This window comes from Streptomyces sp. NPDC002784 (assembly GCF_053592135.1).
Genome location: NZ_JBSFVD010000007.1, coordinates 1 through 20,333, shown reverse-complemented (window position 1 = coordinate 20,333; position 20,333 = coordinate 1). Strand labels below are relative to the sequence as shown.

16 protein-coding genes are annotated in these 20,333 nt (G+C 71.2%); 8 read left to right on the top strand and 8 right to left on the bottom strand.

Annotation, left to right across the window (positions count from 1 at the left end; all coding sequences use genetic code 11):
- Positions 1-333 precede the first annotated feature (333 nt).
- Complete coding sequence (gene secA, locus ACWD1Z_RS15580; RefSeq protein ID WP_451118963.1) at positions 334-3,180, bottom strand: preprotein translocase subunit SecA; 2,847 nt, start codon at positions 3,178-3,180, stop codon at positions 334-336.
- Positions 3,181-3,447: 267 nt separating this feature from the next.
- Between secA and ACWD1Z_RS15575 the strand changes: the two genes are divergently transcribed.
- Together ACWD1Z_RS15575 and ACWD1Z_RS15570 are read left to right on the top strand one after the other, a co-directional pair.
- The gene (locus ACWD1Z_RS15575; protein WP_451118961.1) at positions 3,448-4,020 is read left to right on the top strand and encodes a GNAT family N-acetyltransferase; all 573 of its coding nucleotides are present in this window, start codon (positions 3,448-3,450) and stop codon (positions 4,018-4,020) included.
- Positions 4,021-4,071: 51 nt separating this feature from the next.
- A complete protein-coding gene (locus ACWD1Z_RS15570; protein ID WP_451118959.1) occupies positions 4,072-5,244 on the top strand; it encodes a winged helix-turn-helix domain-containing protein in 1,173 nt (390 codons plus the stop codon).
- 6 nt (positions 5,245-5,250) lie between these two features.
- Here the strand turns inward: ACWD1Z_RS15570 and ACWD1Z_RS15565 are convergent, their stop codons facing one another.
- The 6 genes from ACWD1Z_RS15565 to mtrA all read right to left on the bottom strand — a co-directional run bounded on the left by ACWD1Z_RS15565 (position 5,251) and on the right by mtrA (position 12,862).
- Entirely contained in the window at positions 5,251-5,997 is a 747-nt protein-coding gene (locus ACWD1Z_RS15565) for a response regulator (protein WP_389415667.1), read from the bottom strand.
- A gap of 202 nt (positions 5,998-6,199) precedes the next feature.
- A complete protein-coding gene (gene hpf, locus ACWD1Z_RS15560; protein WP_451118957.1) occupies positions 6,200-6,889 on the bottom strand; it encodes a ribosome hibernation-promoting factor, HPF/YfiA family in 690 nt (229 codons plus the stop codon).
- Positions 6,890-7,204: 315 nt separating this feature from the next.
- On the bottom strand, positions 7,205-8,092 hold the full coding sequence (locus tag ACWD1Z_RS15555; protein WP_451118956.1) for a ComF family protein: 888 nt from the start codon (positions 8,090-8,092) through the stop codon (positions 7,205-7,207).
- 184 nt (positions 8,093-8,276) lie between these two features.
- The gene (locus ACWD1Z_RS15550; protein ID WP_451118954.1) at positions 8,277-10,118 is read right to left on the bottom strand and encodes an LpqB family beta-propeller domain-containing protein; all 1,842 of its coding nucleotides are present in this window, start codon (positions 10,116-10,118) and stop codon (positions 8,277-8,279) included.
- Positions 10,108-12,171, bottom strand: coding sequence for an MtrAB system histidine kinase MtrB (gene mtrB / locus ACWD1Z_RS15545; RefSeq protein ID WP_451118952.1), 2,064 nt, complete (start codon positions 12,169-12,171; stop codon positions 10,108-10,110). The genes ACWD1Z_RS15550 and mtrB overlap by 11 nt, the downstream gene beginning before the upstream one ends.
- A gap of 1 nt (position 12,172) precedes the next feature.
- On the bottom strand, positions 12,173-12,862 hold the full coding sequence (gene mtrA / locus ACWD1Z_RS15540; protein ID WP_382919006.1) for a two-component system response regulator MtrA: 690 nt from the start codon (positions 12,860-12,862) through the stop codon (positions 12,173-12,175).
- A gap of 161 nt (positions 12,863-13,023) precedes the next feature.
- On the opposite strand from mtrA, the gene ACWD1Z_RS15535 reads away from it, so the two are divergent.
- Entirely contained in the window at positions 13,024-13,263 is a 240-nt protein-coding gene (locus ACWD1Z_RS15535; RefSeq protein ID WP_451118950.1) for a hypothetical protein, read from the top strand.
- Between the two features lie 56 nt (positions 13,264-13,319).
- Here the strand turns inward: ACWD1Z_RS15535 and mtnA are convergent, their stop codons facing one another.
- Positions 13,320-14,462 (bottom strand): S-methyl-5-thioribose-1-phosphate isomerase, encoded by a 1,143-nt coding sequence (gene mtnA / locus ACWD1Z_RS15530; RefSeq protein WP_451118948.1) that lies wholly within the window; start codon positions 14,460-14,462, stop codon positions 13,320-13,322.
- A gap of 141 nt (positions 14,463-14,603) precedes the next feature.
- On the opposite strand from mtnA, the gene ACWD1Z_RS15525 reads away from it, so the two are divergent.
- From ACWD1Z_RS15525 to ACWD1Z_RS15505, 5 genes are read left to right on the top strand one after another with little or no spacing between them, the layout of a single operon-like run.
- Entirely contained in the window at positions 14,604-15,932 is a 1,329-nt protein-coding gene (locus ACWD1Z_RS15525; RefSeq protein ID WP_451118947.1) for a hypothetical protein, read from the top strand.
- 4 nt (positions 15,933-15,936) lie between these two features.
- A complete protein-coding gene (locus ACWD1Z_RS15520; RefSeq protein ID WP_451118945.1) occupies positions 15,937-16,707 on the top strand; it encodes a DUF4129 domain-containing protein in 771 nt (256 codons plus the stop codon).
- Positions 16,704-17,900 carry a DUF4350 domain-containing protein gene (locus tag ACWD1Z_RS15515; RefSeq protein ID WP_451118944.1) on the top strand — a complete coding sequence of 399 codons (1,197 nt, stop codon included), beginning with the start codon at positions 16,704-16,706 and terminating at the stop codon, positions 17,898-17,900. The genes ACWD1Z_RS15520 and ACWD1Z_RS15515 overlap by 4 nt, the downstream gene beginning before the upstream one ends.
- Positions 17,900-18,889, top strand: a complete 990-nt coding sequence (locus tag ACWD1Z_RS15510) for an AAA family ATPase (RefSeq protein WP_451118942.1) — start codon at positions 17,900-17,902, stop codon at positions 18,887-18,889. The genes ACWD1Z_RS15515 and ACWD1Z_RS15510 overlap by 1 nt, the downstream gene beginning before the upstream one ends.
- Complete coding sequence (locus ACWD1Z_RS15505) at positions 18,889-20,199, top strand: DUF58 domain-containing protein (RefSeq protein WP_451118941.1); 1,311 nt, start codon at positions 18,889-18,891, stop codon at positions 20,197-20,199. Before ACWD1Z_RS15510 ends, ACWD1Z_RS15505 begins: the two co-directional genes overlap by 1 nt.
- Positions 20,200-20,333: the final 134 nt, after the last annotated feature.

Here is a 20,333-nt window from a genome sequence, read left to right as displayed (position 1 = left end):
TAGGCCAGCAGGCCCCCAGGCCCCCAGGCCCCCAGGCCCCCAGGGCGCCAGGCGGGCAGGTGGCCCTCAGACCGCAGGGCCACACAGTCGGCAGGCCCAGGGTTGCGAGGCCACAGGCGCAGGCCCGGGCCGCAGGCCGCCAGGCGGCCAGGTCCCCGGGCGGAGGCCGCAGGCACCGGGCAGAGGGCCGCAGGCACCGGACCCCGGGCCCTCAGCCCGCCCGCCCACCCCGGCAAGCCCTCACGCCGAAGGGCCGGGCACCCGAACGGTGACCCGGCCCTTCCGCGACCGCCGCTGCCCGCCCTTGCGGGCGCGGCGGGTACTTCGGAACCCCTACTTCTTACGGCGCCGTCCGCCCCGCGCCTGCTTGCGCCGCTCCGCGCGCGTGAGGCCGTCCGACTCGGAGCGCACCGGCTCCTCGTCGTCGGACCACTCCCGCTCGACGGTGCCACCGGCGCCGTCGACGGTCGGCGCGGACAGGTGCAGGTTCCGCCGCTGAGGGGCGTCGAGCCCCTTCGCGCGGATCTCCGGACGCGCGCCCGCCTGCGCGGGAACCGCGTCCTGCGGGCCCTTCTCCAGCGTCGGCTTGGCGTCCTCGACCGGGACCTCCTCGACCTGCTGCTCGACCTGGACCTCCAGGTTGAACAGGTAGCCGACGGACTCCTCCTTGATGCCCTCCATCATGGCGGTGAACATGTCGAAGCCCTCGCGCTGGTACTCGACCAGCGGGTCCTTCTGCGCCATCGCGCGCAGGCCGATGCCCTCCTGGAGGTAGTCCATCTCGTAGAGGTGCTCGCGCCACTTGCGGTCCAGCACCGACAGCACGACCCGGCGCTCCAGTTCGCGCATGATCTCGGAACCGAGCTGCGCCTCGCGCTCCGCGTACTGGGAGTGGATGTCGTCCTTGATGGACTCGGCGATGAACTCGGCGGTCAGACCCGCCCGGTCACCGGCCGCCTCCTCCAGCTCGTCGACGGTGATCTTCACCGGGTAGAGCTGCTTGAAGGCGCCCCACAGCCGGTCCAGGTCCCACTCCTCGGCGAACCCCTCGGCGGTCTCCGCCATGACGTACGCGTCGATCGTGTCGTCCATGAAGTGCTGCACCTGCTCGTGCAGGTCCTCGCCCTCCAGGACGCGGCGGCGCTCACCGTAGATGACCTCACGCTGGCGGTTGAGGACCTCGTCGTACTTCAGAACGTTCTTACGGGTCTCGAAGTTCTGCTGCTCGACCTGCGACTGCGCGGACGCGATCGCGCGCGTGACCATCTTGTTCTCGATCGGCACGTCGTCCGGGACGTTCGCCATCGACATCACGCGCTCGACCATCTGCGCCTTGAACAGACGCATCAGGTCGTCGCCCAGCGACAGGTAGAAGCGGGACTCACCCGGGTCACCCTGACGGCCGGAACGACCGCGCAGCTGGTTGTCGATCCGGCGCGACTCGTGCCGCTCGGTACCGAGGACGTAGAGCCCGCCGAGCTCCTTGACCTCCTCGAACTCGGACTGCACGGCCTTCTCGGCCCGCTCCAGAGCGGCGGGCAGCGCCGCGGCCCACTCCTCGATGTGCTCCTCGGGGTCGAGGCCGCGCTGACGCAGCTCCGCCTCGGCGAGGTCCTCGGGGTTGCCGCCGAGCTTGATGTCCGTACCACGGCCGGCCATGTTGGTGGCCACGGTCACGGCGCCCTTGCGGCCGGCCTGGGCGACGATGATCGCCTCACGGTCGTGCTGCTTGGCGTTCAGCACCTCGTGCTGGACACCGCGCTTGCTGAGCTGCTGCGAGAGGTACTCGGACTTCTCGACCGACGTCGTACCGACGAGGATCGGCTGGCCCTTCTCGTGCTTCTCGACGATGTCGTCGACGACCGCCTCGAACTTCGCGACCTCGGTGCGGTAGATCAGGTCCGACTGGTCCTTGCGGATCATCGGCCGGTTCGTCGGGATCGGCACCACGCCGAGCTTGTAGATCTGGTGGAACTCGGCGGCCTCGGTCATCGCCGTACCGGTCATGCCGCACAGACCCGGCTGTTCCTTGCCGTCGTGGTCGTGGCGCTTGTAGAGGCGGAAGAAGTTCTGCAGGGTGATCGTGGCGAGCGTCTGGTTCTCGTCCTTGATGTCCACCCCTTCCTTCGCCTCGATCGCCTGGTGCATGCCCTCGTTGTAGCGGCGGCCGGCGAGGATACGGCCGGTGTGCTCGTCGACGATCATGACTTCGCCGTCCAGGACGACGTAGTCCTTGTCCTTCTTGAAGAGCTCCTTGGCCTTGATGGCGTTGTTCAGGTAGCCCACCAGAGGCGTGTTCACCGACTCGTAGAGGTTGTCGATGCCCAGCCAGTCCTCGACCTTGGCGACACCGGACTCGTGGATCGCGACGGTGCGCTTCTTCTCGTCGACCTCGTAGTCGCCGGTCTCCTCGATGCCCTTGAGCTGGTTGCCCGGCTCGCCCCTCTTCAGGCGGGTCACCAGCTTGGCGAAGTCGCCGTACCACTTGGTGGCCTGGTCGGCCGGACCGGAGATGATCAGCGGCGTACGGGCCTCGTCGACGAGGATGGAGTCGACCTCGTCGACGATGGCGAAGTTGTGGCCGCGCTGGACGAGTTCGTCCTTGGACCACGCCATGTTGTCGCGCAGGTAGTCGAAGCCGAACTCGTTGTTCGTGCCGTACGTGATGTCGCAGTTGTACTGCTCGCGACGCTGGGCCGGCGTCATGTTGGCGAGGATGCACCCCACGTTCAGGCCCAGGAACTTGTGGACGCGGCCCATCATTTCGGAGTCGCGCTCGGCCAGGTAGTCGTTGACCGTGATGAGGTGGACGCCCTTGCCGGACAGCGCGTTCAGATACGCGGGCAGGGTGCCGACGAGGGTCTTGCCCTCACCGGTCTTCATCTCGGCCACGTAGCCGAGGTGGAGGGCGGCGCCGCCCATGATCTGCACGTCGTAGTGACGCTGGCCGAGGGCGCGCTTGGCGGCCTCGCGGACGGTGGCGAAGGCCTCGGGGAGGAGGTCGTCGAGAGTCTCACCGTCGGCGTACCGCTGCTTGTACTCCTCGGTGAGGGCCCGCAGCTCGGCGTCGGAGAGGTCGACGAAGTCCTCTTCGATGGAGTTGACCTGGTCCGCGATGCGGTGCAGCTTGCGCAGGATTTTGCCTTCGCCTGCACGCATGAGCTTCGAGAGGACGGACACGGGGGTTGGTCTCCTTGCCGGTCGGGCCTGGGACGGTCGGTTTCCATTTGACTTGACTGAGCAACGGCCATCGTATGCGAGGACCCCGCCACGCCGGGAGGCCTGCCGAGACGGCGACCTTCCGCTGCTTCACATCTCTTCGACAAGGACAACGGACGGGCGCCGCGGATGGTGCCGTGCGGTGCGACGAATTACGTGAATTGTGATCGCCCGCTCACGCACGGCACATACTTGGCGTCCGTGGCCGCCCGCGAGCAGAATCGCCCGATGGACCCCGTGACGCTGACCACCGACCGCCTCCTGCTGCGCACGGTCGGCCCGTACGACACCGACGCCGTGTACCGCGCCGTCCAGGACCCCGACATCCAGCGCTGGACGACTATCCCCTCGCCCTACCTCCCCGAGCACGCCAGAAGCTTCACCGAACAACTGGCCCCCGACGGCTGGGCGGACGGCAGCATGTTCACCTTCGGTGTCTTCCTCCCCGACGGGGAGGACCTGGCGGGCATGCTCGGCCTGACGATGCGCGCCCTGGGGGTGGCCGAGATCGGCTTCTGGACGGCGAAGGAGCACCGCGGCAAGGGCTACACCTGCGAGGCGGTCCTGGCCGCCGCCCGCTGGTCCTTCACCGCGGCCTGCGTCGACCGCCTGGAGTGGCGGGCCGAGGTCGGCAACACCGCCTCCCGCGCGGTGGCGGAGCGCACCGGCTTCACCATCGAGGGCACCCTGCGCTCCGCGATCAACAACAAGGGCGTACGACGGGACTGCTGGGTGGGCTCGCTCCTCCCGTCGGACCTGGGCCTGCCGTCGACGGCCCCGTATGCGCCGGCGAGGAGCTAGCGAATCCCCGGCTCACCCCCACTGTCAGTGCCACCCCCTATCGTGCGAACCATGACGACCCCGCGCCCCAGCACCGAGGTCTCGGCAGACGAGGCCCGCCGTATCGCCCTGCGCGCCCAGGGCCTGCTCGGCACCCCCGACCGCAGATCCGGCGTCCGCGGCGTCCTGCGTCATCTGGGCGCGGTCCAGCTCGACACCATCTCGGTACTGGCCCGCTCCCACGAGCTCATCCCGTACGCCCGCCTGGGCGCGGTGGGCCGCAAGACCGTCGAGGACGCCTACTGGAAGGACACGCACGCCTTCGAGTACTGGTCGCATGCCGCCTGCATCCTCCCGGTGGAGGAGTGGCCCCACTTCGCCTTCCGCCGCCGCGCCTACCGCAACCGTCCCCACTGGGGCCATGAACTCCCCGACGGCGCCTACGACCAGGTGATCAAGCAGCTCACCACCGAAGGCCCCCTCACCGCCACGGAGTTGGGCGGCGCGAAGAAGACCAGCGACTGGTGGGACTGGTCCGGCTCGAAGGTCGCCGTGGAGCGCGCCCTGATGTACGGCGAGGTCGTCTGCGTGGAACGCCGGGGCTGGAAGCGCGTGTACGACCTGGCGGAGCGCGCCATCCCGGAGGCCCTGCTGCACGATGAACTCGACGACACCGAGTGCCTGCGCCGCCTGGTCCGGCTGGCCGGCCGGTCCCTCGGCGTCGGCACCCGCGCGGACATCGCCGACTACCACCGCCTCAAGGGCGAGCAGGTGGCCGCGGTGATCGCGGACTCCGGCCTGATCCCGGTCACCGTCGAGGGCTGGGCCAAGCCCGCCTGGGCGGACCCGGAGGCGCTGGCCGCTCCACCCCGCGGGCGGCACCGCACGACTCTGCTGTCCCCGTTCGACTCCCTGATCTGGGAGCGGGCACGCACCGAGCGCATCTTCGGCTTCACCCACCGCCTGGAGGCCTACGTCCCCCGCCAGAAGCGCGTCCACGGCTACTTCGCGATGCCGGTGCTGGCGGGCGGCCGGCTCGTCGGCCGCGTGGACCCGGCCCGCGAGGGAAGCACGCTGGTGGCCAAGCAGGTCACCCTGGACGGCCCGAAGGCGGTCCCGGGGGTGGCCCAGGCCCTGGTGGAGGCGGCGAGCTGGGTGGACTGCACGGACGTACGCGTGGAGCGGGTCGACGCCCCGGAGCTGCGCGAGCCCCTCGCCCACGCGCTCAGCGGGCTGCTGGGCTGACCCCGCCTACCGGATCTCGAGGATCTTCTCCCGCATCGCGTACACCACGGCCTCCATCCTGGAGTGCAGCTGCAGCTTCTCCAGGATGTTGCGCACATGGTTCTTCACGGTGTTCTCGGAGATGAACAACTCCTTCGCGATGTCGCGGTTGTTCATGCCCGTGGCGACCAGCTTGAGCACTTCGAGCTCACGGTCGGTCAGCCGCGGCGCCGGCACCAGCCGGCGCTCGTCCGTGCGCTGGATCATCGACTTGAACTCGGTGAGCAGCTTCGACGCCATCGACGGGCTGATCTGCGACTGCCCGTCGGCCACCGCGCGGATGGCGGTGGCGACCTCGTCGGTGGAGATCTCCTTGAGGAGATATCCGGTCGCGCCCGCCTTGATCGCGTCGTAGAGGTCGGCCTCCTCGTCGCTGATCGTCAGCATGATGATCTTCGCGCTGGGGGCCACCTCCTTGATGGAGGTGCAGGCCTCGATCCCGCCCCGCTTCGGCATCCGCACATCCATCAGCACGATGTCGGGCAGCAGGTCGGCGGCCTTGTCCACCGCCTCGGCGCCGTCGCCCGCCTCCCCGACGACCTGGATGTCCTCCTCGGCCGCGAGCACGATCTCCAGGCCACGGCGGAAGAGGGCGTGGTCGTCCACGACGAGGACTCTGATCGGCTCCTTGCGTGGAGAGCCCGCGTCCGGGCCCATGCCGACGACACTTGCGTCGGCATCCTCGTCCCGCATCGGTCCGAAGGTGTCCGCCATCGTTCCTCCCCCTGAAGGCTGTGGCTGGTCAGGTGCCATCGCCAACCCAAGGCAGCGGCCCACCGGTTGGGCCGGTGCGGCCATGATTTCATGCTCGGACGACAGCGCGGTGACAGAGCGGGGCGCGAAGTGGTCGCACACCGGTGCCCCTGGGGGCGCACACGCGCTCCAGGGGCACCCGCTCGCTTCTTGACCGGGTGGCTCAGCCGCCCAGCGTGCCACCGGCCGCCTGGGTCTCCCCCTCGGCGACCATCGGGTCGGTGTTGAGGTGGATGACGCCGTAGTCGTAGGCGTGCCGTCGGTAGACGACACTCGGTTCCTTGGTCTCGGAATCGATGAACAGGTAGAAGTCGTGCCCGACCAGTTCCATCTCGTAGAGGGCCTGGTCCAGGGTCATCGGGGAGGCGACATGCGTCTTCTCGCGAACGACGAGGGGTCCCTCGCCCTTCACTTCCAGCGAGCCGATCTTCTTGACGGGAACGCCGTCCGAGTCTTCCTCCTGGAAGGTGCCGTTCCCGTTGAGCGTCGCCGCGTCCGGGACGTGGTCGGGGACCTCGGCCGCCGTCAGCCGGCGCGCGCCCCGCCGCGAGTAGCGCTTGTCGTGCTGCTTGCGCAGCCGCGCGTCCAGCTTTTCCGCCGCCAGGTCCAGCGCCGCGTACGGATCGCTGGCCGCTGCCTCCGCCCGGATCACCGGACCGCGGGAGCGGAGCGTGATCTCCACTCGGTCACTGCGGTCGGCCTGTCGGGGGTTGGGCTCCTTGGACACCTCGACGTCGAGGCTGATCACCTTGCCGTCGAGCTTCTGGATCTTCTCCAGCTTCAGCTTCTCGGCCACGTGCTTGCGGAACCGCTCGGGCACCTCGGTCTTGCGGCCCTTGACGACGATGTCCACGCAGAACTCCGTTCCCGGATCGCTCCGCTCCAGCGGCGGAGCATCTCCCTTTTGCACCAGGCTCCGGTGATTCCCGGAACCTCGGACTCGGTGACGTCCACCTCCTCCTCCCCCATGGGCAAGATCTCCACCCCATCGGCTCGGGTGAATACGGAAAACCCGCAGCCCGGCATTCAGGTATGAGAGGGATGGCCTGCGCCTTTCTCTCACAACCGAACATATCTCGCCCGGACGGATGTCGTCACCCTCTACAGCGGCGTACCTCCGTTCAGGTGAATTGCTCTTCTCATTACCTGCAACGACGCAAGTAGACAGTCAGTTCCGGTTTATTTCGAAAGCATCCGGTGGAGCCGCCACGACGGCCGCGCACAGCACGTCACCTGCGCGGATACCGCCCGCCATGCCCGGCACTCCGGGCATCCGCACCGCCTCGGCCCTCACTCCCGTCCTCCGTTCCCCTCTGTCTTCCCGAGTTACCGCTCCGCACACCGCGTTCGCCTCATCACCACGGCGAGCCGGCCGCACCGCCCCGTCCGCCCCCGTCCGCAGGTCCGCCGCCCCTTCCCGTACCGCCCGCGCCGCCTCCGCCAAGGAGGCACCGGTCGTCATCAAGTCGTCGACGAGCACCACCGAGCCACTGCCCAGCAGCCGCTCACCACCGGGCGCCACCCGTAGCGCGCCCGCCAGATTGTCCATCCGCTGCCGGGAGTTGAGCCCCGACTGATCGGCCACGGCGCGCCGCTGCCGCAGCACGGCGAGCACCCGCGCGGGGGTCCCGGTCCGCCGCAGCTCGGCCGCCGCGGCGAGCGCGATCCGCCGCGCCGGGTCATGCCCCCGCGCCCGCACGGCCCGCCGCGCCGACGGCACGGGCACCAGCAGCACCGGCGCGCCCCTGCCGCCCTGCCGGCCCACCAGGAGCCCCGCCCGCACGGCTCCCGCCAGCGCCACGCCGAGCGGCGCCGCCAGAGCCAGCGCGCCCCGCTCCTTGTGGGCCAGCAGGGCGGCACGCACCTCGTCGACGTAGGGTGCCGCGGCGTGCGCCAAGGGCAGCCCGGGCGGCTCCGGCACCGGTCGCACCCGGCGCGGTGCGGCCCCGCTCAGGGCCGTACGGCACTCCGGGCAGAGCACCGTACGAGGCCTTCCGCAGCCTCCGCACTCGGCCGGCAGCACCAGATCGGTGAGGTCCCGCCACCACCCCCGCATGCCCACCACTGTGCCAACCCGGGGCGCCCACCGGCCACCCCTGTGGATAACCACCTGTGGATAACTCCGGACGGTGACCTCGCCGGGCCGGGAAAGCGCCTCCCGAAGGGCGCGCAGAGCCTTTCGGGAAAGGAAAACGGCCGCCTCCGTCGGAAGCGGCCGTCCTGCACCCTCGGACGGGCACTCACCCCGGATAAACCGGCGCGGTCCCGTCCGTCACGACCTTCTGCCACTGTGCTCCGGCCTGCAGGCGCACGATGCCGTCCTCCGAGTACGCCACCAGCGGCAACCGGTCGTCCTCCGCCGCGGCGATCTCCTCCACGCCGGTCAGCGCGGCGGGGGCCGGCCCCTCCGGAGTGGATCCGTCGACCTGGACGTACCGCACCGTCTGCACGCCGTCCTGCTCGCGCCCGACCACCACGAGCCGGCTGTCACCCGCCCACGACACGGTGGTGACCTCCTCCAACTCCGGCGTCGCGGACCGCAGTTCCTGCACCGTCACGACCGGCCGGTCCTCGCCCGGCTTGTTCTCGCGCTCGATCCGCCCGATGAGCAGGGCGGACGTGTCGCCCTTCGCCACGACGAGCGCGATGCGCACCCCGTCCGCGGCCACCCGTACCGACTCGATGCGCCCGTCGAGACCCGGGGTCTGCACCTCGAGCGGCTCGCCCGCGCCGTTCTCCAGCAGGAGCAGTCGGGGCTCCTCGGGGTTGCGGTCGGCGACCCACAGGTCGTGCCGGGAGTCCCAGCTCGGCGTCGTCAGCCGGTCCTCGGCCGTCTTGCCGGTACTGCGCAGCACGGGCTCCCCGAGCGACGCCCCGGACACCAGGGAGCCGACGTACAGCTCCTTGCCCTCGACACCGACCCCGGCCGCCATGTGCTCGTCCCGCGAGACCGCCGCGGACCGCAGCTGTGTGTTCCCCTCGCCCAGCGCGCCGGGGACCGGATCCGGCGTCCGGGCGCCGTCCTCGGCCGCCGCCATCCGCACCAGCCGGTGCTCGTCGTCGACGTAGTACAGGTACTCCACGTCCTCGGTGGACCCGCGCGCGGCAGCGCCCGCGGATGCCTCCTCGGCGAGCGAGCACAACTGCTTGCCGCCCGACTCCAGCTCGACCTCCTCCAGCGACGGAGTGAGGCTGCGCAGGGTGAACAGGAGCTGGGCGGCCATCTCGGTGCACTTGCTCAGGCCGACCCGGGCCGCCCGGTCGTTGAGCGGCACGGTCAGCTTGTTCTGCTCGTCGGGCGTCAGCGTGGTGACGCCCTTCTGCAGCGCGGTCCCGGTGGGAAAGCTCGTCCTGACCACGGGGCTGAGCCAGGTGGTGGGCCCGTTCAGCAGGGAACGCACCATCTGCTTCATCGGATCGACGCGCGCACGGACGTAGACGGGATCGGCGACCGCCGCCGTCTGGCCACTGCCGCCGGCCACGGTGTTGGAGGCGAAGTAGTACTTGTTGACCGACGTGTAGTTGCGCTCGAAGTCGCCCTGTCCCATGACGACACCCTGGGGCAGCTTGCCGATGCGCCACTGCTTGGTCTTCGGATCCTGGGTGAGATGCAGCAGCGACTCGTACACCCCGTCCGCCGGGGCGTACGACTGCTGCTCGTCCACCGTGGCGACCTTGGTGCCGCTCAACGCGAACGAGGTCTCCCCGGTCTCATCCCGCCCCCGCGACCTGGGCAGCTCGAAGGCGTCCGGACCGTCCGCGAGGACCGTCGTGCCGGTCTTGGGCCGCCAGGTCTTCGCCGCGTCCTCGGTCAGATACTGGCTGGCGATCTCATAGTTCGGATCGTCGCTGGTCAGCGCCTCCAGGAAACCCTGGACGAGCTGGGTGGGCGTGGCGTCCTCCGAGGGCGGCATCGCGAAGACCCGCACCTGGGTGTCCTGCCGCGCGGTGGAGTCCACCCCGCTCAGATCCCCGCTGTCGGGCATCGAGGCGCACCCCGCCAGCAGTACGGCGCCACAGGCGGCGTACGCCGCCGCGCGCCCCGGTCTGCGCCGGGCGCCCCCCTCGCGGTCAGCGCCCACGGAATGCCTCCCCTTGCCTGCTCGGGCCCTCGGGCGGCCCGGCGTCCTCGCCGCGCGCCCTCTCACCGGCGGGCGCGTCGTCCTGTCGTCGCGGCCCCGACGCGGGCCGGGGCACCACGCGCGCGCCATTGCCCGGCAGCGCCGTCGGATCGGCCGTGGGGGCCGCTCCGTTCAGCCGCTGGGCTATCGGGTCCCGTGACGTCATCGCGGACGCCTGGTCACCGGTCTGCTGTGCCGGCACGGTCGCGCTCTTCTCCCCGCGCGGGAGACCGGCGTCGTCCAGGCCCCGGTTGCGGCGCGAGTCCTTCGGCTCCAGCGGTATCGGGGAGCCCCGCAGCGGCTCGTCCGCGGTCCGCGGCAGCGTCAGCCGGAACTGCGAGCCGCCGCCCGGCTCGCCCCAGGCCTGGAGCCAGCCGCCGTGCAGCCGGGCGTCCTCCAGGGCGATGGACAGCCCCAGACCCGTTCCGCCGGTGGTACGCGCGCGTGCCGGGTCGGCCCGCCAGAAACGGCTGAACACGCGCGTGGCCTCGCCGGGCTTGAGTCCGACGCCGTAGTCGCGCACCGCGACCGCGACCGCCCCGCCCGCCGAGGCGAGCTTGACGACGACGTCCCGGCCCTCACCGTGCTCCACGGCGTTGACCACGAGATTGCGCAGGACCCGTTCCACCCGCCGGGCGTCCGCCTCGGCGACGACGGGCTGCTGGTCGCCCACCACCCGGATCGTCGTGCCCTTGCGCTCCGCGAGCGGCTCGGCCCCGCTGACCACCCGCCGCACGACCTCGCGCAGATCGATCGGCTCGGCCTCCAGCGCCGCCGCCCCCGCGTCGAACCGGCTGATCTCCAGCAGATCCGCGAGCAGCGACTCGAAGCGGTCCAGCTGATCGGCGAGCAGTTCCGCCGACCGCGCGGTCACCGGATCGAAGTCCTCCCGCGCCTCATGGATCACATCGGCGGCCATCCGTACGGTCGTCAGCGGCGTCCGCAGCTCGTGCGACACGTCCGAGACGAACCGCCGCTGCATCCGCGACAGGTCCTCCAGCTGCTGGATCTTCAGCTGGAGGTTCTGCGCCATCTTGTTGAAGGCCTCACCGAGCCGCGCGATGTCGTCCTCGCCGGTGACCTTCATCCGCTCCTGCAGCCGCCCGGCGGACAGCCGCTCGGCGATCCCGGCCGCCATCCGCACCGGCGTGACCACCTGCCGCACGACCAGCCAGGCGATGGCTCCGAGGAGTACGACGACGAAGAGCCCGGCGGTCGCCAGCGTGCCCTTGACCAGGCTCAGCGACTTCTCCTCCTGCGTCAGCGGGAAGAGGTAGTAGAGCTGGTAGGGGTCGCCGTTGGGGTCGTTGACCTGCTTGCCGATGACGAGGGCCGGCTGGGACTCCTTGTCGGCGTTGTAGATGATGCGCGTGTAGCTCTGGGCCGCCGCGGTGCTGCTGTCGATGCGCTCGCGCAGGTTCTCGGGCACGCTCGCGGTCGGGTCGACGTAGTTGGAGGCGCGCGGACCGCGCCCGCCGCCGCTGTCCCCGCCCGCGGGGAGTGTCACCACTTCGAAGGCGCCCTGGCCGCCGCTGGAGAGCTGCTCCACCAGGTCGCTCATCCACTGGATGACGTTCTGGTCCAAACGGCCGTCCGTCGCGGTGCCGTCGTCGCCGGGCCCGGCCGCCCCCGTCTCGTCGGCCGTGGTCTTGGCCGCGGAGAAACCGCCGGTGGCCTGGCTCTGCGAGGCCTTCACCTTGGCGTCCAGCAAGCCGTTGCGCACCTGCCCGATGACCACGAAGCCCAGCAGCAGGACCACGCCCAGCGACATCAGCAGGGTCGTGACGACCACCTTGAGCTGGATGTTGCGCCGCCACAGCCGCATGACGGGCAGCAGCGGCCGGCGCACCCAGCGCATGAACAACCGAAGGACCGGGCTGCCCTGGACACCGCCCTGGAGCAATCCGCCCTCCAGGAACCGTCGCCAACGGGAGCCTGCCGTCCCCCGGCCGACAGGCCGCCCCCCGCGAGCCCCGGACCGGCCGGGCGCCGAAGCGGCACTGTCACCGGACATGTCAGCTCGGTCCCGCCTTGTAACCGACACCACGGACGGTCACCACGATCTCCGGCCGCTCCGGGTCCTTCTCGACCTTGGAACGCAGCCGCTGCACATGAACGTTGACCAGCCGGGTGTCGGCGGCGTGCCGGTAACCCCACACCTGCTCCAGCAGGACCTCGCGGGTGAACACCTGCCACGGCTTGCGCGCGAGCGCGACCAGCAGGTCGAACTCCAGCGGGGTGAGCGCGATCGACTGCCCGTCCCGCTTCACGGAGTGACCGGCCACGTCGATGACCAGATCGCCGATGGAGAGCTGCTCCGGCGCCGGCTCCTCCGACCGCCGCAGCCGCGCCCGGATCCGGGCGACCAGCTCCTTCGGCTTGAACGGCTTCACGATGTAGTCGTCCGCGCCCGACTCCAGGCCCACGACGACATCGACGGTGTCGCTCTTGGCCGTGAGCATGACGATCGGCACGCCCGACTCCGCCCGGATCAGACGGCAGACCTCGATGCCGTCCCTTCCGGGCAGCATCAGATCGAGCAGCACCAGATCGGGCTTGGTCTCACGGAAAGCGGCCAGCGCCTTGTCGCCGTCGGCTACGAAAGACGGCTCGAAACCTTCACCACGCAACACGATGCCGAGCATCTCGGCCAGTGCGGTGTCGTCGTCGACGACAAGGACTCGTCCCTTCATAAACGACATCATCCCATTCTCGTAACAGTGACCGGGGCGCTGGTGAGAAGGGTCACTGGCCTGTGACGATAGTCGTACCGAGCCGTCACTGTCTGCCCTGGCCCCGCCCGGCGCCCGGGTGACACCCCCGGAGCGGGCCGTGCCCGGCGATGATCCCAGTCGTTCCCCTGCACATGCGCAAGATCATCACGACTGCTGTCCTGACCGCGGCCACCCTGGCCCTGACCGCCCCCGCCCACGCCGACACCGGCGAGGACTTGGGCAACGCCCTCAACGCGGCGAGCAACGGAAACTTCACGGCAGCAGCGGTCTGCCTCCAGGAGATGGCCGTCGTGCCCCTCCTCGGCGACTGGATGGGCGACCACGTGAACAACTGCTCCGCCGGCAACGTGATCGACCACTCGGGCCGCTGACCGAAGACCGACCCCGCCGGGCCGCCGCACATCGCGGCCCGGCGATCCGGCCCGGCCTAGCCGATCGTCACCTCCCGCGACTTGGCACACACCTCGGCCAGCGCCTCGGCGGTCACCGGCGACACCACACCCTCTTCGGTCACGATCGCCGTCACCAACTCCGGCGGCGTCACGTCGAAGGCCGGGTTGTACGCCTGCGTCCCCAGCGGCGCCACCGGTATCCCGCCGCCCGGCCCCGTCAGCGGCACCTGCGGCGCGGTCAGCTCGGTCACCTCGTACCCGCCCCGCTGCTCCACCTCGATGGAAGCCCCGTCGGGCGTCTCCGGGTCCACCGTCGTCACCGGAGCCACCACGATGAACGGCACATGGTGGTACCGCGCCAGCACCGCGAGCGGATAACTCCCCACCTTGTTCGCCACCGACCCGTCGGCGGCGATCCGGTCCGCCCCGATCAGTACGGCGTCCACCTCACCGGCCGCGAACAGCGACCCCGCAGCGTTGTCCGTCAGCAAGGTGTACGCCATCCCGCTGCGCGCCGCCTCGTACGCCGTCAGCCGGGCACCCTGCAACAGCGGACGCGTCTCGTCCACCCACAGCCGCCGCAGCTGCCCCGCCCGATGCGCGGCCAGCGCCACCGCGAACGCCGTGCCCTCCCCGCCGGACACCAGCGACCCGGTGTTGCAGTGGGTGAGGATCCGGTGCCCGCCGCCGGGCAGCAGCTCGTCCAGCAGGGCCAGCCCCCGCTCGGCCATCCGCGCACTGGCGTCGGCGTCCTCCTCGTGCAGCTTCCGCGCCGCGGCCAGCGCCGCCTCGGCCGCCTTCCCCGAATCACCGCTCCGGGCCAGCTCGGCCCGGTGCGCGGCCTGCGCCCGGCGCACCCCGACGGCGAGATTCACCGCGGTGGGACGGGCGCCCGCGAGCGCGTCCGCCGCGTCGTCCACGTCGAAGCCGCGAACGGCGGCCAGCGCGACACCGTACGCCCCCGCGATCCCGAGCAGCGGCGCCCCGCGCACGGCGAGCGAGCGGATCGCCTCCACCAGCACCGGCGCATCCGTACAGACCAGTTCGACCTCCTCTGCGGGCAGTCTCGTCTGGTCGAGAAGGACCAGTACGGGGCCTTCGGGCGGCTCCTCCCACCGGATCACCGGTATCTGGGTCGGCCGCTTGTCCTCGCCGGATTGCGCGTGCTGATCAGCCATGCGGTCAGTCTGCCCGTTATCCGGCGGACAATTGAAGGTGTGCAGCCCATACCTTGGCCGGTCCCCGGATGACCACCCCATGGCACGATGGCTGCCAACCTGCCGCCGCGACCCGCGGACGGGCACCGTGAAGGAGCGACGATGAACGACACTCCGGGCTGGGCCTCGCCCGGATCCGCCCCGTCCGACGGACAGGAGCCCACGTCCGGCCCTGACCGGCCCGCCGACCGACCGGAATCCGAGCAGCCCGCGGACCAGTCCGGCCCGCAGCCGCAGGACTCCGGCCCGAAGTGGTCCAAGGAGCAGCCGCCACCGGCCCAGTGGTCCGCACCCACCGGCCCCGCGGCCCCGGAACAGACCCCGCCGCCCCCGCCCCCCGGCCCGGGCTGGGGCAACCGCCCCCCGGCCGGCCCCGGCGGCGGCCACGGAGGCTACGCAGGCCCCGGCGGACACGGCTCCTGGGGCGGCGGTTGGGGCGGCCCCCCGCCCGCGGCCAAGCCCGGCGTCATCCCGCTGCGCCCGCTCGGCGTCGGTGAGATCCTCGACGGCGCCGTCTCCACCATGCGCGCCTACTGGCGCACGGTGCTCGGCATCGCCCTCACCATCGCGGTCCTCACCGAGATCGTCGTCGTGCTGCTCCAAGGCTTCTTCCTGAACGACCGCATCGACACCGACGCCCTCAACGACCCCAGCGCCACCTTCAGCGAGCTCAGCCGCGCCATGGGCGACGCCATGCTCAGCTACGGCGTCATCTCCGTGATCTCCCTGATCGGCACGATCGTGGCGACCGCCCTGCTCACCACCGTCACCAGCAGCGCCGTCCTCGGCAAGTCGGTGACCATCGGCGAGGCCTGGACCGATGCCCGCCCGCAGATCGCCAGGCTCTTCGGGCTGATCTTCCTGCTGGTGCTCATCGCCTTCGGCATCGTCGCCGTGGGCGTCCTGCCGGGCATCCTGGTGGCCGCCACGGGCGCCGGTGAAGCGGGCGCCGCACTCACCGCCCTGGGCAGCCTGTGCGCCATCGTCGTCGCGATCTGGCTGATGCTGCGCTTCTCCCTCGCCTCGCCGGCGCTGATGCTGGAGAAGCAGAGCATCGTGAAGTCGATGAGCCGCTCCGTGAAGCTGGTCCGCGGCTCCTGGTGGCGGATCTTCGGCATCCAGCTGCTGGCCATGCTCATCGCGAGCATCCTCGCGTCGATCATCGCCATTCCGTTCGCCTTCCTGGCCGACGCCTTCAGCGGCGACAGCGGCAGCGGCCTCCTCGACAGCAGCGGCGGTGACCTCGGCTGGACGTACCTCATCGTCAGCGGCATCGGCTCGGTGATCGGCTCCATGATCACCTTCCCGATCTCCGCGGGCGTCACCGTGCTCCTCTACATCGACCAGCGCATCCGCCGCGAGGCTCTCGACCTCGAACTGGCCCGCGCCGCCGGCGTCCAGGGCTACGGATCCGACACCCCGGGGAGCTGAATCGGTGAGCCTGGCGGGGGGAGTTCTCACCGCGGCGCCGGCCCTGCCGCGCGGCGCCGTACGGATGTCCCTGCATGTCGGGGACGCGCTGTCACGCGCGCGCTCCGGCGACGAACCACCGGTGACGATCCCGCGCGACCCCGCCCGGGAGGCCGCGCGGCGCGAGCTGTCCAAGCGGATGTACCACGAGAACGAACCCGGCCTGTTCCAACGCGCCCTCGACGCCTTCTGGGGCTGGGTCGACGACCTGTTCAGCAGCGTCTCGGCCGTGACCCCCGGAGGCCCGCTCGGCCTGGTCGTCGTCATCCTGGCCGTACTCGCCGTCCTGGGCGCCCTGTGGTGGCGCCTGGGCACCCCGCGCCGCGAACCCGCCTCCGCCGCCGCCCTGTTCGACGACCGCCCCCGCAGCGCCGCCGAACACCGCGCCGCCGCCGAAGCACACGCCGCCCAGGGCCACTGGAACCAGGCCGTCCAGGAACGCATGCGGGCCATCGTCCGCGCGCTGGAGGAACGCGCCCTCCTCGATGCCCGCCCCGGCCGCACCGCCGACGAGGCAGCCGCCGAAGCCGGCCGAGCCCTGCCCGACCACACCGACCGACTGCGCACCGCGGCACGGGACTTCGACGACGTCACATACGGCGGCCGAGCCGCGACCGAGCCGTCGTACCGGCGCATCACCGAACTCGACCACGACCTGGAGCGCACCAAGCCCCGGCTCACCACCAGCAGCGCCCACAGCACGGCCCCCCACGCCCGCCAGGGAGCCGCCCAGTGACCACCGAGGCCACGCTCCCCTCCACCTCGGTCTCCCCCACCGCCCGCCAGGTGTGGACCCGCGCGCGAGGCATCGCCCTCGCCCTCGTCATCCTTCTGGTGGGCGCCGTCGCCCTCGCGGTGGTCCGCTCCGACGCCCGGCACGGCACCCTCGACCCACGCTCCGCCGACGCCCAGGGCAGCCGCGCCGTCGCCGAACTCCTCGCCGACCGAGGCGTGTCCACGCGCGTGGTCACCACTCTCGACCAGGCACGCGCCGCGACGGGCCCGGACACCACCCTCCTGGTGGCCGTCCCCGACCTGCTGACCGAGCGTCAACAGACTGCGCTGCACTCCACGATCGCCGACAGCGACGGCCGCACGCTCCTCGTCGCCCCCGGCGGCCGGTCCGTCGAACGGCTCGCCCCCGACGTCGTCGCCGACCCCGCCAAGAGCCTGGACTCCACCCTCCAGCCCGACTGCGACCTCCCCGAGGCCCGGCGCGCCGGCGCCGCCGACACCGGCGGCATCCGCTACACCACCACCCACCTCCAGGCAGACTCCTGCTACCCGAGCGAGCGCCTGGCCACCCTCCTGCGCCTCCCCAGCTCTTCCGGGGACGGCGACACCGTGGTCCTCGGCGCGCCCGACATCCTCTACAACGACCACCTCGACGAGCAGGGCAACGCCTCGCTCGCCCTCCAACTCCTCGGCTCCCGCCCCCATCTGGTCTGGTACCTCCCCTCGCTCTCCGACGCCACCGCCGCCAGCCCCGAAGGTGAGCGCGACTTCTTCGACCTGCTCCCCTCGGGCTGGCTCTGGGGCACCCTCCAGCTCTTCATCGCGGCAGCCCTGGCCGCCCTCTGGAGGGCACGCCGACTGGGCCCCCTCGTGCCCGAGAAACTCCCCGTGGCGATCCGCGCCTCCGAGACCGTCGAAGGCCGCGCCCGCCTCTACCGCAAGGCCGACGCCCGCGACCGCGCAGCCGCCGCTCTTCGCTCCACCACCCGCACCCGCCTCGCCCCCCTCGTAGGCGTCCCCGTCACCCAGGCGCACGCACCCGAGGCCCTGCTCCCCGCCCTGTCCGCCCACCTCCGCGGCGACGGACAGCCCCTGCACAACCTCCTCTTCGGCCCGCCGCCCGGCGACGACGCAGCCCTCATCTCCCTCGCCGACCAACTCGACGCCCTCGAAAGTGAGGTACGCCGTCCATGATGGACCCGACCACTGACAACGCCGGGCAGAGCGGGGACCGGCCCGATTCCCGGGCATCCCTGGAAGCCCTGCGCGCCGAGATCGCCAAAGCCGTGGTCGGCCAGGACCCCGCTGTCACCGGCCTCGTCGTCGCCCTCCTCTGCCGCGGACACGTTCTCCTCGAAGGAGTCCCTGGGGTGGCCAAAACGTTGCTCGTCCGCGCCCTCGCATCCGCACTCGAACTCGACACCAAGCGTGTCCAGTTCACCCCCGACCTCATGCCGAGCGACGTGACCGGCTCCCTGGTCTACGACACCCGCACCGCGCAGTTCTCCTTCCAGCCCGGCCCGGTCTTCACCAACCTCCTCCTCGCGGACGAGATCAACCGCACGCCCCCCAAGACCCAGTCGTCCCTCCTCGAAGCCATGGAGGAACGCCAGGTCACCGTGGACGGCACCCCCCGCCCGCTCCCCGAGCCCTTCCTGGTCGCGGCCACCCAGAACCCGGTCGAGTACGAGGGCACCTACCCCCTCCCCGAGGCCCAACTGGACCGCTTCCTCCTCAAGCTCACGATCCCCCTGCCCTCCCGCCAGGACGAGATCGCCGTCCTCACCCGCCACGCCGAGGGCTTCAACCCACGCGACCTGCGCGCCGCCGGCGTACGCCCCGTAGCCGGCCCCGCCGACCTCGAAGCCGCCCGCGCGGCCGTGGCCAAGACGACGGTCTCCCCCGACATCACGGCCTACGTCGTCGACATCTGCCGCGCCACCCGCGAATCGCCGTCCCTCACCCTCGGCGTCTCCCCGCGCGGTGCGACGGCCCTCCTCGCCACCGCCCGCGCGTGGGCATGGCTCACCGGCCGTGACTACGTCACCCCCGACGACGTGAAAGCGCTTGCCCTGCCCACCCTCCGGCACCGCGTGCAACTCCGCCCAGAAGCGGAAATGGAAGGCGTGACGGCGGACTCCGTCATCAACGCGATCCTCACCCACGTCCCCGTCCCCCGCTGATGGCACTCACCGGACGCGCCGCGCTCCTCGCAGCCCTGGGCTCCCTCCCCGTCGGCATCTGGGAACCCAGCTGGACGGGCATCCTGGCCGTCAACGCCCCACTCGCGGTGGCCTGCGCCTGCGACTTCGCCCTGGCCGCCCCCGTACGCCGTCTCGGCCTGACCCGTTCCGGCGACACCTCCGCACGCCTCGGCGAAACCGCCGACGTGACGCTCACCGTCACCAACCCCTCCGGCCGCCCCCTGCGCGCCCACCTGCGCGACGCGTGGCCGCCGAGCAGCTGGCAGCCCGGCACGGAGATCGAGGCCTCCCGCCACCACCTGACGGTCCCGCCCGGCGAACGCCGACGCCTCACCACGCGTCTACGTCCCACCCGCCGCGGCGACCGCCAGGCGGACCGCGTGACCATCCGCTCCTACGGCCCCCTCGGCCTCTTCACCCGACAGGGCACCCACAAGGTCCCCTGGACGGTACGTGTGCTGCCCCCCTTCACCAGCCGCAAGCACCTCCCGTCCAAGCTCGCCCGCCTCCGCGAACTCGACGGCCGCACCAGCGTCCTCACCCGCGGCGCAGGCACAGAATTCGACAGCCTCCGCGAGTACGTCCCCGGCGACGACACCCGCTCCATCGACTGGCGCGCTACGGCCAGACAGTCCGCGGTCGCCGTACGCACCTGGCGCCCCGAGCGCGACCGACACATCCTCCTGGCCCTCGACACCGGCCGCACCTCAGCCGGCCGCGTGGGCGACGCCCCACGTCTCGACGCCTCCATGGACGCGGCACTCCTCCTGGCGGCCCTGGCCTCCCGCGCCGGCGACCGCGTGGACCTCCTCGCCTACGACCGCCGGGTACGCGCCCTGGTCCAGGGCCGAACGGCCGGCGACGTCCTGCCGTCCCTGGTCAACGCCATGGCGACACTGGAACCCGAACTCGTCGAAACGGACGCCCGCGGCTTGACCGCCACAGCACTCCGTACAGCTCCCCGGCACGCCCTCATCGTCCTGTTCACGAGCCTCGACGCGGCCCCGATCGAAGAGGGCCTGCTCCCGGTACTCGCTCAACTGACCCAGCGCCACACCGTCCTCGTGGCGTCCGTGGCAGACCCGTACGTCGCCCGCATGGCCAAAGCCCGAGGCAACACCGATTCCGTCTACGAGGCAGCAGCTGCGGCGCAGGCCCAGAACGAACGCCACCGCACAGCGGACCAGCTCCGTCGTCACGGCGTCACAGTGGTCGACGCGACCCCGGACGAATTGGCCCCCGCTTTGGCAGACGCCTATCTGGCGCTGAAGACCGCAGGACGCCTCTGAGCGGGTTGGGTGCAACTGAAAGCACGGCTAAACGCAGAGAACCCCCGTACCGAATAAACGGTACGGGGGTTCTCTCACAATTTGTTCGGCGGCGTCCTACTCTCCCACAGGGTCCCCCCTGCAGTACCATCGGC